This is a genomic window from Haloferax elongans ATCC BAA-1513, from assembly GCF_000336755.1.
GTDB lineage: Archaea > Halobacteriota > Halobacteria > Halobacteriales > Haloferacaceae > Haloferax > Haloferax elongans.
The window spans coordinates 255159-268970 of the sequence record NZ_AOLK01000023.1 but is presented as its reverse complement, the minus strand read 5'-3'; the positions used below and the strand labels follow the sequence as shown (position 1 = coordinate 268970).

General features: G+C 63.2%; 13 protein-coding genes and 1 pseudogene. 5 read left to right on the top strand and 9 right to left on the bottom strand.

The features are described from left to right. Nucleotides 1-451 (top strand): annotated as a pseudogene (locus C453_RS17940) (lysine--tRNA ligase); the annotation flags it as partial. A gap of 26 nt (nucleotides 452-477) precedes the next feature. Here the strand turns inward: C453_RS17940 and C453_RS17935 are convergent. Both C453_RS17935 and C453_RS17930 read right to left on the bottom strand, forming a co-directional pair. Next, nucleotides 478-954 carry a BGTF surface domain-containing protein gene (locus C453_RS17935; RefSeq protein ID WP_241430791.1) on the bottom strand — a complete coding sequence of 159 codons (477 nt, stop codon included), beginning with the start codon at nucleotides 952-954 and terminating at the stop codon, nucleotides 478-480. 140 nt (nucleotides 955-1094) lie between these two features. Then, nucleotides 1095-1634: an LURP-one-related/scramblase family protein gene (locus C453_RS17930; RefSeq protein ID WP_008326779.1), complete on the bottom strand. Its 540-nt coding sequence runs from the start codon at nucleotides 1632-1634 to the stop codon at nucleotides 1095-1097. 131 nt (nucleotides 1635-1765) lie between these two features. Between C453_RS17930 and C453_RS17925 the strand changes: the two genes are divergently transcribed. The 3 genes from C453_RS17925 to C453_RS17915 all read left to right on the top strand — a co-directional run bounded on the left by C453_RS17925 (nucleotide 1766) and on the right by C453_RS17915 (nucleotide 5772). Then, complete coding sequence (locus tag C453_RS17925) at nucleotides 1766-2239, top strand: hypothetical protein (RefSeq protein ID WP_008326778.1); 474 nt, start codon at nucleotides 1766-1768, stop codon at nucleotides 2237-2239. A gap of 66 nt (nucleotides 2240-2305) precedes the next feature. Beyond that, nucleotides 2306-4096, top strand: a complete 1791-nt coding sequence (locus C453_RS17920; protein WP_008326771.1) for a site-2 protease family protein — start codon at nucleotides 2306-2308, stop codon at nucleotides 4094-4096. 125 nt (nucleotides 4097-4221) lie between these two features. Further along, complete coding sequence (locus tag C453_RS17915; protein WP_008326769.1) at nucleotides 4222-5772, top strand: heme-binding protein; 1551 nt, start codon at nucleotides 4222-4224, stop codon at nucleotides 5770-5772. A gap of 73 nt (nucleotides 5773-5845) precedes the next feature. Here the strand turns inward: C453_RS17915 and C453_RS17910 are convergent, their stop codons facing one another. The 7 genes from C453_RS17910 to C453_RS17885 form a co-directional block, all read right to left on the bottom strand. Then, nucleotides 5846-6100 (bottom strand): hypothetical protein, encoded by a 255-nt coding sequence (locus tag C453_RS17910; RefSeq protein WP_008326768.1) that lies wholly within the window; start codon nucleotides 6098-6100, stop codon nucleotides 5846-5848. Nucleotides 6101-6140: 40 nt separating this feature from the next. Next, nucleotides 6141-6557: an SHOCT domain-containing protein gene (locus C453_RS20725; protein WP_008326767.1), complete on the bottom strand. Its 417-nt coding sequence runs from the start codon at nucleotides 6555-6557 to the stop codon at nucleotides 6141-6143. A 45-nt stretch (nucleotides 6558-6602) separates the two neighbouring features. Next, complete coding sequence (locus C453_RS17900; protein ID WP_008326766.1) at nucleotides 6603-7040, bottom strand: SHOCT domain-containing protein; 438 nt, start codon at nucleotides 7038-7040, stop codon at nucleotides 6603-6605. A 68-nt stretch (nucleotides 7041-7108) separates the two neighbouring features. Beyond that, complete coding sequence (locus tag C453_RS17895; protein ID WP_008326765.1) at nucleotides 7109-9250, bottom strand: alkaline phosphatase PhoX; 2142 nt, start codon at nucleotides 9248-9250, stop codon at nucleotides 7109-7111. Between the two features lie 227 nt (nucleotides 9251-9477). Further along, nucleotides 9478-9930: a hypothetical protein gene (locus tag C453_RS17890; protein ID WP_008326764.1), complete on the bottom strand. Its 453-nt coding sequence runs from the start codon at nucleotides 9928-9930 to the stop codon at nucleotides 9478-9480. Nucleotides 9931-10117: 187 nt separating this feature from the next. Next, on the bottom strand, nucleotides 10118-10285 hold the full coding sequence (locus tag C453_RS20500) for a hypothetical protein (protein WP_008326763.1): 168 nt from the start codon (nucleotides 10283-10285) through the stop codon (nucleotides 10118-10120). Between the two features lie 5 nt (nucleotides 10286-10290). Further along, nucleotides 10291-11418 (bottom strand): aldo/keto reductase, encoded by a 1128-nt coding sequence (locus C453_RS17885; protein ID WP_049907884.1) that lies wholly within the window; start codon nucleotides 11416-11418, stop codon nucleotides 10291-10293. 195 nt (nucleotides 11419-11613) lie between these two features. On the opposite strand from C453_RS17885, the gene C453_RS17880 reads away from it, so the two are divergent. Then, nucleotides 11614-13812: a GH32 C-terminal domain-containing protein gene (locus C453_RS17880; protein ID WP_008326761.1), complete on the top strand. Its 2199-nt coding sequence runs from the start codon at nucleotides 11614-11616 to the stop codon at nucleotides 13810-13812.

Genomic DNA, 13812 nt, shown 5'->3' with positions numbered 1-13812 from the left:
TCCCTACACGTTCGCGGCCGTCCTCGGCATGACCGACGACGAGGACCTTCGAATCAAGATGGCCCGCAACGAGGGCTTCTTCGACGAGGATACCCCGGACGACGTCATCGACGAGGCGCTCGAACGCGTCGAACTCGCCCGCCACTGGGCCGAGAAGATGGACAACCAGTACAACTACCGCCTGCAGGTCGAGTTGCCCGAGTTCGACTTCGACGCGGCTATCGAAGCGGCGCTCGATGACCTCGCAGACTTCGTCGCCGACGGCCACGACGGCGAGGAGATTCAGGGCGAAATCTACGAGACGGCCCGCCGTCACGACATCGAGATGGGCGACTTCTTCGCCGCTGGCTATCGGCTCTTCTTCGACGACACGCAAGGGCCGCGGCTCGGCGAATTCCTCGGCGAGTTAGAACAGGACTTCGTCGTCAAGCGCCTCCGAAGAGAAGACTGAGGCGTTTCGCGTTCCGTTTTTCTCCGTTATCGGCGTCCGACGAGCAGTGCGCCAGCCGCGAGTGCGACGAGCGCGCCGACTGCCGTCACGGGGCCGAATCCGGGGACGACGGAGTCGGTCGTTGACGCTTCGGAGGTCGTTTCAGCCTGTTTCTCGACGACTCCGTCGGCTTCTGCGAGCGTACCCGAATCGTCGGCGACGGTCACGGTGAACGTCGAATTGGCCGGGATGTCGCTGAAGTCGAACGTCGCGGTGAAGTTACCTTCCTCACCGACCGATACTTCGGTGGTTTTCAGGAACGCTGGCTCGGTGTCACCGGACGCACGGACTCGGACGGACAGGTTCTCGTCGGCCGAGAGATTCGATGTGCCCTTGATAGCCGCGTCGTCGTTCGGCGTGACAGTCACCTGCTCGCCGTCGCTGACGATGGAGACCGAATCGTCCTGCGCGGTTACGACTGACGCACCTCCGACGAGCATTCCGAGGACGATGAGTGTCGCCACGAAAACGCGACCCGGAGAGCTGATTGAGTCGAACATAGTCACCCAATCGTACACGGTGTTGTGAAAAGCAACTGACGAAATGTCAAGTGGCTCTTTGAGTCACCCGGAAGGAACCGGTGGTGAGTTCCAACGGTGTGGTCTCAGTTCTCCTCGATAGCGTCGATGACGACCGCACCGACCACGATGAGACGCGGGTCGATGGTGTCGCGTTCGATGTCGATGGTGTACTTGTCGCGGAACGAGAACTGCTCGCCGACGGACCCGACTGCGGTTCCGGCGGCATCTTCGATACGGTAGGAAAACGGAATGAGCGTCGAGATGACGCGGCGAGCGATGGCCATCGGGACGTTGTCCTCGACGATACGCCCCACGACGTTCCCGTCCGGCCCGAGGAGTTGGTAGGTGTGCTTCGCAAACGAGAACGCGCCGCGTTTCACCGCCCCCACTCGCTCGCCGGTCTGGCTATCGACGATGTCGTAGGCGGCGGACACGTCGAGGACGCTGTCTGCTTTCACGCGGAAACGCTCGTCGCCTGTGTCGTAGTCGTTGAGTCGGAAGTCCTCTTTCAGTTTGAATTTCTTCTTCTTCGCCGAGAGAATTGGCTCGTCGTCCTCGTAGACCACGTATTTGGTGCTGATGGAGACCTTTTGTCTGACTTCGTAGCGGGAACTGTCGAACATGCTCTGTTGTGGTCCCGGCACGGGGTAAAAACCCTTCTGGGGGACGACTTATGTCGTCATCGCACGTATCGTGGCCTGCAGAATTCGTTCCCCCGAACGACGACCCGCGGCTTCGGCCGCAGTGATTTCACATGTCTCTCATCGACTTCATCCGGTCAGTAGAACAGTCCGCAGACGAAATGGAAGTCGAACTCGAAGAGTTCGACGCAGACTCCGAACAGGCAGACGTGTCCGACGAGGACTCCTCGGGCGGGCGCTCGCTCGGTCGACTGCTCGTTCTCGCCCTCGTCGTGGCTGGCGTCGGCTACGTCGTGTACCGCCTTCGCTCGTCTTCATCCGAGTCGTTCACCGACATCGACCTTGACGACGACGAGCACGCGAGCGACAGCGACGACGCGACAGTAACCGTCGAACACGAGTCCGAAACCGACGCGGAGGAAGGCGAGTTCGACTTCGACGCAGACGAGAGCGACGCCGACGAACGTGGCGAGCACGCTGCAGACGAGGACGAACAGGCTGCAGACGAAGACGAGCACGCTGTCGACGACGACGCCGTCGAAGTCGAAGTCGAGTCGCCCGACGACGACGAGACGGACGACGCGTAAAACTCGCCGACCACGGTGGCACCGTAACCCGAACGCCTTTTGGTTCGCGCCGCCTCCCTTCGAGCGATGAATACGCTGCTGTGGGTCTTCGCCGGACTCATCGCTTACTCCCTCCTCACGGCGGTGTTGCGAACCCGGGGTATCCTCCCCGAGTACGTCCGTGTACAGGGTCCGCTCACCACCGTCCACACGCGTCGCGGCCGCGAGCTACTCGACAAACTCGCCGCTCCCAAACGCTTCTGGCGCGCGTGGAGCAACATCGGTCTCGGCGTCGCGCTCGTCATCATGGTCGGGACGTTCGTCCTCCTCGTGTTCCAGGCCATCCTCATCGTCCAGCGCCCGCCCGCTCCCTCCGCGGTGAACCAACCGCAGAACTTCCTCGTCATCCCTGGTGTCAACGACTTCCTGCCGCTTTCGGTCGCGCCGGAGATTCTCTTCGGGCTTCTCGTGGGCCTCGTCGTCCACGAGGGCGGCCACGGCATCCTCAGCCGAGTCGAAGACATCGAAGTCGAGTCGATGGGCATCGTCCTCCTGACGATTCTTCCGGTCGGTGCCTTCGTCGAGCCGTCCGAAGAGAGTCAACGCCGCTGTGACCGGGGCGGAAAGTCCCGAATGTTCGCCGCTGGCGTGACAAACAACTTCGTCGTGACGATTCTCGCCTTCGCACTCCTGTTCGGCCCGGTTATCGCCTCTATCTCTGTCGCGCCCGGCGTCGCAGTCGCCGGGGCGTACAGCGGCTCTCCCGCTGCGGCGGCGGGTATCTCCGGCGGCGACCGTGTCACCGCAATCGACGGCACGCCGGTCAACACGACACAGGACCTCGACGCGGCACTGCTCGCGTCCGACGACGGAACCGTAGACGTCGAAGTCGACGGCGAAACGACTGTCTCGGTCTCTCGAAAACTCATCATTGCTGGCTCCGTCGCAGGCAACCCGGCGAACCTCACGGTCGAGCAAGGTAGTGACCCAATCACCGTGAACGCGGTCAACGGGACGCCCGTGACCACCCAAGCCGATTTCGTCTCAGCCGTCGGCGACAGTCGGTTCGCTCGAATCGACACGTCGGCCGGTGAGCGCGTCATTCCGGTCGGCGCGTACATCACGAACATCGCCGAGGACGGGCCGCTGTACAACGCAACCGAGACGACAGAGCCGCTTATCGTGACCGCGTTCGACGGCAAGCGTATCGTCACCTCGACTGACTTGCAGGCGGCACTCGACGAAACCGACCCCGGACAGACTGTCTCCGTCGAGGTCTATCAGAACGGCTCGTTCGAAACCGTCGACGTGACGCTCGGTGAGAACCAGCAGGATGGAAACGGCTTCCTCGGCGTCAACATCTTCGGAACCAGCGGGCTCCTCTTGACGGACTTCGGCGTCCGCGAGTACCCCGCAGGGACGTATCTCTCGCTGCTCGGCGGTGACGGCGGCGACGGTGGAAGTGCCATCGCCAACTCCTTCGATGGGTCGCCACTCCAACTCGTCTACGTCTCGCTGTTGCTGCCGCTCGCGTCGGTCGTCCTCGGAATTCCGAACTTCCCCGGCTTCACCGGGCAGGTCATCAACTTCTACCAAGTCGGTGGCCCCTTCGGCTTCCTCGGCGGCGGTGTCTTCCTCTTTGCCAACCTCCTGTTTTGGACGGCGTGGATTAACCTCCAATTGGGGCTGTTCAACTGCATTCCCGGCTACCCGCTCGACGGTGGCCGCATCTTGCGGACTGCGGCCGAGGCGGTCGTCTCCCGGCTTCCGGTCGACGACTCACACACGCTCGTTCGGACCATCACGACCTCTATCGGACTCGTGATGCTCGCGTCGCTCTTGCTCATGATATTCGGGCCGACGGTCCTCGGCGGGTAACCACTCGCCGCGACCCAACTGCGTCTCGGGGTCCGCACGCGAGGACTGCACGCGAATCAATCCGTCGTTCCCGGATTCAGAAAAGACTCGCAACTTCAATACCGGATGACTCCTAACGCCCCTGTATGGTAGAGGCCCCACAGACCGACGAGGGCTGGTTCGCGCTGCACGACTTCCGAACGGTCGATTGGGACGCGTGGCGGGACGCGCCCGAGCACGAGCGCCGTCGCGCAATCGAAGACGGCGTTTCGTACCTCGACTCCCACGAAGCCGTCGAAGACGACGAGGCCGGTGCGACGGCCGTTTTCTCCATTCTCGGCCACAAGGCCGACTTCGTCGTCGTCCACTTCCGGCCGACGCTGGACTCGCTGTCGCGTGCCGAGCGTCGCTTCGAGCAGACGGCACTGGCCGCGTTCACCGAGCAACCGACCTCGTACGTCTCCGTCACCGAGGTTTCGGGCTACGTCTCGGACGACTACTTCGAGGGCAACAAAGAGGACATCGACACGGGACTGCTCCGGTACATCGAGGGCAAACTGAAGCCCGACATCCCGGACGACACCTACATGGCGTTCTATCCGATGTCGAAGCGCCGCGGCGAGAAACACAACTGGTACGACCTGCCGTTCGACGAGCGCCGGGAACTCATGTCTACCCACGGCGACACGGGCCGCAAGTACGCGGGCAAAATCAAGCAGGTCATCGCCTCTTCGGTCGGCTTCGACGACCACGAGTGGGGCGTCACGCTCTTCGGCGACGACCCGACCGACATCAAGGACATCGTCTACGAGATGCGCTTCGACGAGGTGTCGAGTCTCTACGGCGAGTTCGGCCAGTTCTACATCGGGCGTCGCTTCCCGCCGTCGGACCTCGGCGCGTTCCTCGCGGGCGACGCCGTCCCGACCAGCGAGTTCGGCGACGAATCGCATCACCACGCCCACGCGCACGACGAAGGTGGACATCATCACGGTGAGGGCGGTCATCCCCACGGTGAAGGCGGACACCACCACGGCGGTGAAGGTGGCCATCACGGCGAGGGTGGCCACCACGGTGGCGACCACGGCCACGGCGACTCGGACGACGAAGCCGAAAGCGAAGACATCCGCGGCCAGCTCGAAGACCTGAACATCTACGCTGGCCAGCCACACGGTGAAGACGTCTACGCGACGGTGCTGTACTCCGAAGCCGACTCCGAGGAACTCTTCGACGAAGTCGAGGGGCTCCGGGGCAACTTCGACCACTACCCGACGCACGTCAAGACCGCCGTCTACGACGCCAACGACCGCGACCGTACCGCAGTCGTCTCCATCTGGGAGACGGCATCTGCCGCCGAGACGGCCGCCGGGTTCCTCTCGGAACTCCCCGGTATCGTCGAGCGCGCCGGTGAAGAGTCCGGCTTCGGGACGATGGGGATGTTCTACACCGTCAAGCCCGACTACCAGACGGACTTCGTCGAGAAGTTCGACACCGTCGGTGGCCTCCTCGAAGACATGGACGGGCACTTCGATACGGACCTGATGGTCAACCTCGAAGACGAAAACGACATGTTCATCGCCAGCCAGTGGCGCTCCCAGGAAGACGCGATGGGCTTCTTCCGCTCCGACGAGTTCCGCGACACGGTGCAGTGGGGCCGTGATGTGCTGGCTGACCGACCGCGACACGTGTTCTTAGCGTAGGCTCGCGGCACGCCTTCGTGGCATAGGACCGCAACACTCTCTTTTTGGCCTCCCTGGACCGAAGGCAGCGCCGTTAGTCCTGTGCGAGTGTGCTCTGAACCTCGCGCAGTTTCGGGTGGAACTTGTCGGTCCCGAGGAGATACGCGAAGTAGAGAGCCACGAGGCCCATCACGACGGCCCACGCACCGAGTCCGAGGTTTCCGTGTTGGACCGAGAGGAGTGCGAACTGTTCGATGTAGGCACCGACGAGCGAGAGCGCCGCGCTCCCGACGCCGAAGACGAGCAGTTCGAGAATGTCTGGCAGGAGTTCGACGGCTGACGGTCGCATAGAACTGGCAGTCGGCCACGGCCTGTGGCTCTTTCGGTCGCTATTCGGTCGCAGTGTCGCGCTCGCGTTCGCGCTTCGAAACGTAGTCTTCTGTCGCTTCGACCGACTCGGTCTCCAGCAGGTGGTCGAGCTTTCGCTCAAACTCTGCTTCTGTGAGCTCTCCCGTCGCGTACCGTTCGCGGAGTTCGTGGAGCGGTTGGTCGGCACTGGCGGTGTCGGTGTCGGCATCGCTACCGATGGCATCGTGCGCGAACGAGACGATGTCCGTCGCGTGGGCGTACGCAAGCCCGACAACCGCCCCGAGGAGGAACATGTTGGTGAACGCCGGAAGCGGATTGACGCTGTTCGAGACGGCGAGGCCCGCACCAACGAGGCCGAGCGCAACTGCGAACAGCCACGGGTGGTCGTGGACGAATCCACCCACACCGCCTTCTTGGAGGGCTTCGAAGGAGGACATGACGTGAAATCCCCCCGTCAGAATCAAAAGTGTTCTGTCGGTTGTTCAGTTCCGCTCGACGACAGGTTCGCGTCGTGACTTCACTTCGCTCAACACGTCTTCGGTCTCAACCAGCGCGCTCAGTCGGCGGTCGAACTCTTCGTCCGAGAGTTCTCCTGCTGCGTAGCGTTCTCGGAGGACTTCGATGGCGGATTCGTCGTCGACAGGGTCGTAACGGACTGGTTCTTGGTGTCGCGTCTGCTGGCGGCTCTCGCTCGACTCCTCGCCACGAATTCTCCGGGCGACTCTGTGGCCAGCGTATCCGAGGAGCATGGCGCTCGGTGCCGCAAAGAACAACGTTACGAGCGCCAGTTGCAGGTCTACCGTCGCTATGAGCATCGCTACTGAGAGCCAAATCCCTGTGACGAGTCCGAAAAGCGGCGGGCTTCGGGCAATGCTACGCGTTTCCTTGGAGAGCAACGCTCCGATTCGTTCGAGGGCCATTAGTCGAAACTGTCTTTCGGGCTACAAAAAAGTAGGTTGCTGGCGTGTGTGAGCGCGCAGGTGGGCGGTTACAGGAACTGGCCGCGGCCTCGGCCTCGGCCTCGCCCTCTACCGGGGTTGTCCTCGTCGTGGCCATCGGGGTCGTTGCCGTGGCCGCGGTCGTGGTCGCCCCCGTCGTCGTCACCGCGACCGCGCTCTTCGGGCGTGTAGACGTACAGACAGTCGTTTTTGTACGAGCGTCCGAACTGGTCGGCGTCTTCACAACAGAGGACGCGACCGTCGTCCAGCACGGAGACGTTGTCGACGTTGATGAGCGCGTCGTCGGCGATGTCGGCCGGGTCGCTCGCGTCCGGGCCGACGATGACGGGTTCGAGCGTCGAGACGTTGTAGTCGGATTCGAGTTCTGCGCGGTAGACCACGCCGCCGTCGACGCGGTCGAGTTGGATGTCGCCCTGCTCGTTCGACATGTCGTCGTTGAGTTCTGAGACGCCGAAGTAGACGTAGTCGCCGGGGCGAGCACCCTCGACGCTGTCGATTCCTTCGGCCTTGTTGAACTCGATGCTGGCTCCGATTTCCTTCGCGGCCGCGCGGGTCTCGATGAAGGGGATGCGACGGAGTTCCTCGTCGACTCCGTCGGGGCCACGGCGCTCGTACTGGTCGGCCCACTCGACGATTTCTTCGTCGGTGACGTAGTCGCGGTTGCCGTCTTCGACGACCGCTCTGTCCGCCGCTTCGAGGATGTCGGGCGTCACCTCGTTGCCTTCCTCCCAGTCGGTGTGGCGTTCGAGGTAGTCAACTTGCGTGACGTCGTCGTACTCGGCAATCCACGACTCGACTTCGGCGTTGCTCGCGTGACCGAGTTCGACCCACTCGATTTCGAGGTCCACGTCGGCCGGTGGGCGTTCGACCGCGGCGTCTCTGTTCGTCACGTACGGCGCGTAGAGCGTTCCGGCGACGTCCATCGGGTCGTCGTAGCTCGGAATCGGCCTGTCGGCGACGAACTTGTAGATTCCTTTGCTGTCGCCGTCGGAGGCGAGGTAGACTGTCCGCTCGTCGGTCTGCACGTCGGGACACTCCCATCCGGCGCGGCCCATCACGTAGTACTTGACGGGCTCAGGCGTCTCGGCGGCTGGCTCGCGGAAGTCGACGATGTAGCCGTAGCGGTACGGGTTCGGGTAGGTGTCGCCGATGGGCGTTAGGTCGTTGCCGGAACTGGACTGGTCTACCGGGTCAGCGCCGAGGTAGTACGCGAGAAGTTCGACGCCGGTAATCGCCCAGTAGCCCTGGACGTACCACGATTCGTCGTAATACTTGTCGACCGCGGACTGAATCTCGGACGGATTGGGCCGGTTCCAGAACTCGTGTGCGCCGCGGAGTCCCTTTCCGGTTCCCTTCTCGACGATGTCGCCGACTGTGGCGGTCATCGAGACGCGCGGGTGCCCGTAGTTCTCCTCGGCGGAGAGCATCGTGTTCCACGGACTACGGTCGCCGTAGCAGTTGATACGGGTGCCGCCGAGTTCGCGGAGTGCCTCAGTATTGGCGAGGTTCAATGCGTTTTCGAGGTCGGCCTCCCACTCGCCGTCTTCGGTCTGGCTGAGTGGGATTCGGGAGATATTGCCCGGACTGGCTTCCCAGTTGGTAAAGAGGTAGCCTTCGGTCCCGTCGTCGTTCATCGGGACGAACTGGTTGCAGTCGGGCGTGAAACCAGCGTCGGCGTACTGCGACCCGCTGAAGTTCTCGCTCGTGATGTTCGTTCCATCGGGCGTCTGCGGGACACCGAGCAGTTCCGTGCCGCCGTTTATCGGGTCGCGCTCGCGGCCCAGTAGTTCGTAGTCACCGGCAGCGGAGCGAACTGCTCGTCGCTCTTCGTTCGACTCCGGCGTCGACAGTTCGTCGAACTCGTTTTCGCCGTCGAACGTGAACTGGAAGCCCGAGAAGTAACCGATCCCGGCCTTGTCGTACGGGGCCGGATTTTCGCGGTCCGGGTGCTGGAGACTGTACAGAAGCGTTCCGTCGCCGAACACGCACGGACCGGTCACCTCGGCACCGAACGCCGTCGTCGAAAACCGCGTAAGGTCCCCCCGAACCAGCGGTGCCCGCGGCGTATCAGGGTCTTCAGGTTCCGTTGCTTGCCCAACGCCAGCCACGCTGGCCCCCAGCGCAGCAGCGACCGACGTTGCCATGAGATTTCGTCGAGTGAACTCGACCATGCACGTGTGACCTCTCTATCATTTCTTGTTTAATTTTATATTTTCTCCACTATGGATTATTGTTCGCCCCGGAGCAGTCTATTGATTATATACCAGTTGAAAATTTTGTGTGTTAAGATTTCTAACAGAAATGACATCCGCTGATGGGTGACTCGCGCGGCGACCACGGCGGTTCAGAGTTACGGAGAATCGAGGAGAAGGCCTCGCGCTTCAGCGCGGGGAGGATGTCAAGCGTCTGGGGTCACTGAGTTGCCGTTCTGCTCGCGTTCCGCGACGCCGTCGCGAATCTCTGCTGCGCGCCGTCGGACGGCCGCGACGTATCGCTCGACTCGCGCGCGTTTCTTCCCGTAGAACGATGCCACCCAGTTTTTGTCCGTGTACGGTTGGGTCAGGAAGTACGCCGCCAGCGTGTCTCGGCCGGCTTGGATGACCTCTGGCGGAACGCCGCGTTCGCCGGTCCCGGCCTCGACGAAGCCGTTCACGTCGAAGTACACGTCAGCGTAGAGTGTCGCGAGGTCCGGGTCGTCGAACTCGATTCCCTCGTGTTCCGGCGCTTCGAATCGAAAGCGTCTGTCGCCAGTCTCGGCGTCGCTGTACTCGACGATTCGAACGTCGAGAACGTACTCTTTGTACAGCATCTCCGAGTCGACTTCGGTGGTGGCGTGTTCGGGTTTCGACATAGATGTGTGTGGCCCTCGGCGACATCGAGTGGCCGTGTCGACAGCGTTGGCCCGCCACCGTGTAGTAGATTTATAAGTACAGTATATATGACAACAGAGGTGTCAGCGGTTCTATCTATCCGCCTATCTGCCTCGGAGACGTGCCGAACCGCTGTTTCCCGAATCGTCGCGTCGAGTTGCGTCGCGGTCAGCGACCGCGAAGTGCGTACCCGACGGCTCCGACGATACCCGTCAGGAGTGTGGCGACCACCCAGCCGGTCGCATCGTCGCCGCGCTTTCGTGCGTTGAGTCGCACGAGCCACGCCAGCGCGATGTGAGCGACCGCGGTGAGGCCGAGGAACGTTCGGAGGTTCACAGTCCTTAGGCTTCGTTGCGAGCGCCTTCCGCGACGCGCTTGTCGAGGCCGGCGTCACGGATATCGTCGCCGTCGACGGAGGAGCGAAGCGCGTCCATGCCGTCGAAGCGGTCGATACCGAAGTTGTCCGCGTAGAGGTCGGTGACGCGCTGCATCTCCTCGTCGGTGAGCTTCGGCACGTCGGAGGCGGCAGCCCACTCGGTGATATCGTCTTTGGTGCGGAACGTGGGCGTGACCGAGGCCGTTGCGTCGAAGCCGAGGAGGAAGGCGATAGACGCCTGTGCCATCGTTCGCTCACGGTCGCTCGCTTCGATTGCTCCCTGCCGTCTGCTCGCTTCGCTCGCAGAGACGCCGTCGCGTTCGAGGAAGCGCAGTTCTTCGAGCTTCTCCCAGCCGGTCTCGTACCATTCGTCGGGGCGGAAGCCGCGGTGGTCGCCGCTACCGAGTTCGGTCTCGGGGCGGACCTGCTCGTTCAGGAGGCCCGAGGAGTGCGGGACGCGGCCGATGAGGCTCGTCGACGAGCCGGTCTCTTCGATGGTCTCGAGGAAGTGGTTGCCGACGTCCTGTTCGAACGCGTTCCAGACGATTTGGAGGGCGTCGAACTCCTCTTCGATGGCCATGTCGCCTTCGGCGAGCCAACCGATGGAGGGGCCGAGTGCCCAGCCAGTCGCCTTGATGAGTCCCTCTTCTTTCAGCTCATCCAGCGCTTCGAGCACGTCGGGTGTGACCTCGTCGACGTTCGCGTTGTGGAGTTGCAGCAGGTCGACGTACTCCATGTCGAGGCGGTCGAGGCTCTTTTCGGTCGCCTCGCGGACCCACTCGCCCGTAATCTCCTTCGGGAGTTCGCCGTGACCAGCCTGCGGGTGGTTGTAGAAGTCGTAGCCGATTTTGGTGGCGACGGTGACTTCGTCGCGGTAGTCGGCGAGCGCCTCGCCGACGACCTCCTCGGAGTGGCCATGACCGTACACGTCTCCGGTGTCGAAGAACGTGATGCCCTGGTCGATGGCGTGGTGAATCATCTCGATGGAGTCGTCGTCCGAGCGGTCGCCCCACCAGTCGGTCCCGACGACCCACGCACCGAAGCCAACCTCACTCACTTCGATGCCAGAGGTGCCGAGTTCGCGGTAGTGCATGGGCGACCCTTCGTATTCCGGTGACTTATTGGGTATGTTTTGTTCCCGCAGGTCGGGAACGCACCCACTCGCCGTCCCGGTGTTCAGCGACCACGAGGCGATTTCCATCGCGCGGTGGAGTTCGGACGTGATCGAATTTGCAGATTGTCGCACGAATCCGCAGATTCATGATTGTCGCCGCTGAACACGACGACGATGGACGAACTCCCGGTGCGGGTCGCGTTCCCCTACGTGACCGAACTCACGGACGAGCAACGGGTGGCACGGGATTGGGCGGCCGAGACGGTCATTTCGGTCGAGACTGTCGAACTCGATGCAGTCGCCACCGGAGCCGTCACACTCGACGACTTCGACGTGGTCTGGTGGCACACCGACCGCCACTTCGACGAGGAGAGCCGCGCGCTCGCTGTCCGGTGTGCTCCCGCTATCGACGACTTTCTCGCTGGGGGTGGCGGGGTATTTTTGACACTCCACGCTGTCGCTGCGGTCGAAGAACTCGGCATCGACGCTGTCGGCCCCGACGCTGTCGGGACCGAGACATCGCCGCATCCGACCGGGTTGCTCGCCAAGTCGATTCACGCGGACCACCCGCTGTTCGAGGGGTTCGACACGCTCGGCGTCCACTTACAACCGCGAGAGTCTCCACGCCCGGTCGCTCGGTACGAACACGTCCTCCCTGAGCACGGGCAGATTCTCGCGAGCACGCTCCACGGCGACGACTATCTCGTCGCGCTCAACTCAGCCGTCGAGTGGCAGGTCGGTGAGGGCACAGTCTACGGTATCGGTGCTGAGGTGTCGTTCCTCTCGCACCACGACCACGACTTCGAGGCGATGGGCGCAAACGAGACGCTACTTCGAAACGCGCTCGGCGTCCTCGGCGGCGACAGTCGTCGCAGACCGACGTTCACTGACCGGCCGTCCGGGTCGTCCGAGTCGGTCGACTCGACGGGGGCGTCCGGCTTCGACGCGATGCGCGAGCGTCTCGCCGCCGACCACCACCGCCCCCGATATCACTTTGCCGGGCCAGCCAACTGGATAAACGACCCGAACGGGCTCATCCAGTACCGCGGCACCTACCATCTCTTCTACCAATACAACCCGGGCGGCCCGTACCACGGGACGATTCACTGGGGCCACGCGGTTAGCGACGACCTCGTCCACTGGCGCGACGAACCGGTCGCACTCGCTCCCGATATCGACGGGCCGGACCGCGACGGCTGCTGGTCCGGGTGCGCCGTCGTCGACGACGATGGTGTCCCGACGATTCTCTACACGGGCGGGCGCGACCACCATCAACTCCCGTGCCTTGCGACCACTTCCGACCCGATGCTCCGGTCGTGGGACAAGGCCCCGGACAACCCAATCATCGAGGCGACACCCGACGACCTCGACATCCTCGGGACTGACGACTGGGCGGCTGAGTTCCGCGATCACGCCGTCTGGAAGGTCGGCGACAACTGGTACCAACTCATCGGCTCCGCGGTCGCCCACGAGGGTGGCGTGGCGCTCCTGTACCGCTCGGCTGACCTCCGCGACTGGGAATTCGTCGGCCCGCTTCTCGGCGGCACCGAGGGCCACGGAACGGTCTGGGAGTGTCCCGAACTCCTCTCGTTCGGTGAGTTCGACCTGCTCCACGTCTCGAACTACGAGGACGTTCGATACTTCGTCGGTCGCGCCGACCTCGACGCCCCAGACTTCGAGGTCGAAACCGAGGGTCGCCTCGACTACGGCGACTTCTACGCGCCACAATCGACCGTCGACGACCGTGGTCGCACGCTCACGTGGGGATGGGTTAAAGAGAGTCGCGGCGTCCACTCCCAGTGGCATGCCGGGTGGTCCGGGCTCATGTCGCTCCCGCGGGAACTCTCGGTCGACGAGACGGGAACGCTCCACCAGCGCCCGGTGTCCGAACTCACGTCGCTCCGGGGACACCACGTCGCAGACGCCGACCGCGTGCTCGACGGCGGCGACCACACCGACCTCCCGCTGTCGGGCAACGCCTACGAACTCGTCTTCGATGTCGCTGTCGAGGACGGGGCGACGTTCGAACTCGGACTCTTCGAGTCGCCCGCGCGGTCCGAACGAACTGTGGTCAGGTACGACGGCGACCGAATCGTGGTCGACCGCGACGCGAGCAGCCACAGCCACGACGTAGACCGGGGCCCCCGGTCGATGCCCGTCGAGGGCGACACGCTTTCGCTGCGCATCTTCGTCGACTGCTCTGTGGTCGAGCTGTTCGCGAACGAAACGCGGTGTCTCACGACCCGGGTTTATCCAACTCGCGCGGACGCAGATGGTGTCTCACTTGCTGCACGCGGGGGTTCTGTCGAGGTGGCGAGACTCGATGCGTGGGAACTCGACGCGGCGTTCGAAGCACGACGACGAGAAACGTAG

What these genes read in the sequence shown, in the direction of transcription:
- C453_RS17915 (WP_008326769.1), top strand. Translation starts at nt 4,222, where the DNA reads ATGGTAGAGGCCCCACAGACCGACGAGGGCTGGTTCGCGCTGCACGAC.
- C453_RS17930 (WP_008326779.1), bottom strand. Translation starts at nt 1,634, where the DNA reads ATGTTCGACAGTTCCCGCTACGAAGTCAGACAAAAGGTCTCCATCAGC.
- C453_RS17910 (WP_008326768.1), bottom strand. Translation starts at nt 6,100, where the DNA reads ATGCGACCGTCAGCCGTCGAACTCCTGCCAGACATTCTCGAACTGCTC.
- C453_RS17925 (WP_008326778.1), top strand. Translation starts at nt 1,766, where the DNA reads ATGTCTCTCATCGACTTCATCCGGTCAGTAGAACAGTCCGCAGACGAA.
- C453_RS17900 (WP_008326766.1), bottom strand. Translation starts at nt 7,040, where the DNA reads ATGGCCCTCGAACGAATCGGAGCGTTGCTCTCCAAGGAAACGCGTAGC.
- C453_RS17920 (WP_008326771.1), top strand. Translation starts at nt 2,306, where the DNA reads ATGAATACGCTGCTGTGGGTCTTCGCCGGACTCATCGCTTACTCCCTC.
- C453_RS17885 (WP_049907884.1), bottom strand. Translation starts at nt 11,418, where the DNA reads ATGCACTACCGCGAACTCGGCACCTCTGGCATCGAAGTGAGTGAGGTT.
- C453_RS17880 (WP_008326761.1), top strand. Translation starts at nt 11,614, where the DNA reads ATGGACGAACTCCCGGTGCGGGTCGCGTTCCCCTACGTGACCGAACTC.
- C453_RS20725 (WP_008326767.1), bottom strand. Translation starts at nt 6,557, where the DNA reads ATGTCCTCCTTCGAAGCCCTCCAAGAAGGCGGTGTGGGTGGATTCGTC.
- C453_RS17895 (WP_008326765.1), bottom strand. Translation starts at nt 9,250, where the DNA reads ATGGTCGAGTTCACTCGACGAAATCTCATGGCAACGTCGGTCGCTGCT.
- C453_RS17890 (WP_008326764.1), bottom strand. Translation starts at nt 9,930, where the DNA reads ATGTCGAAACCCGAACACGCCACCACCGAAGTCGACTCGGAGATGCTG.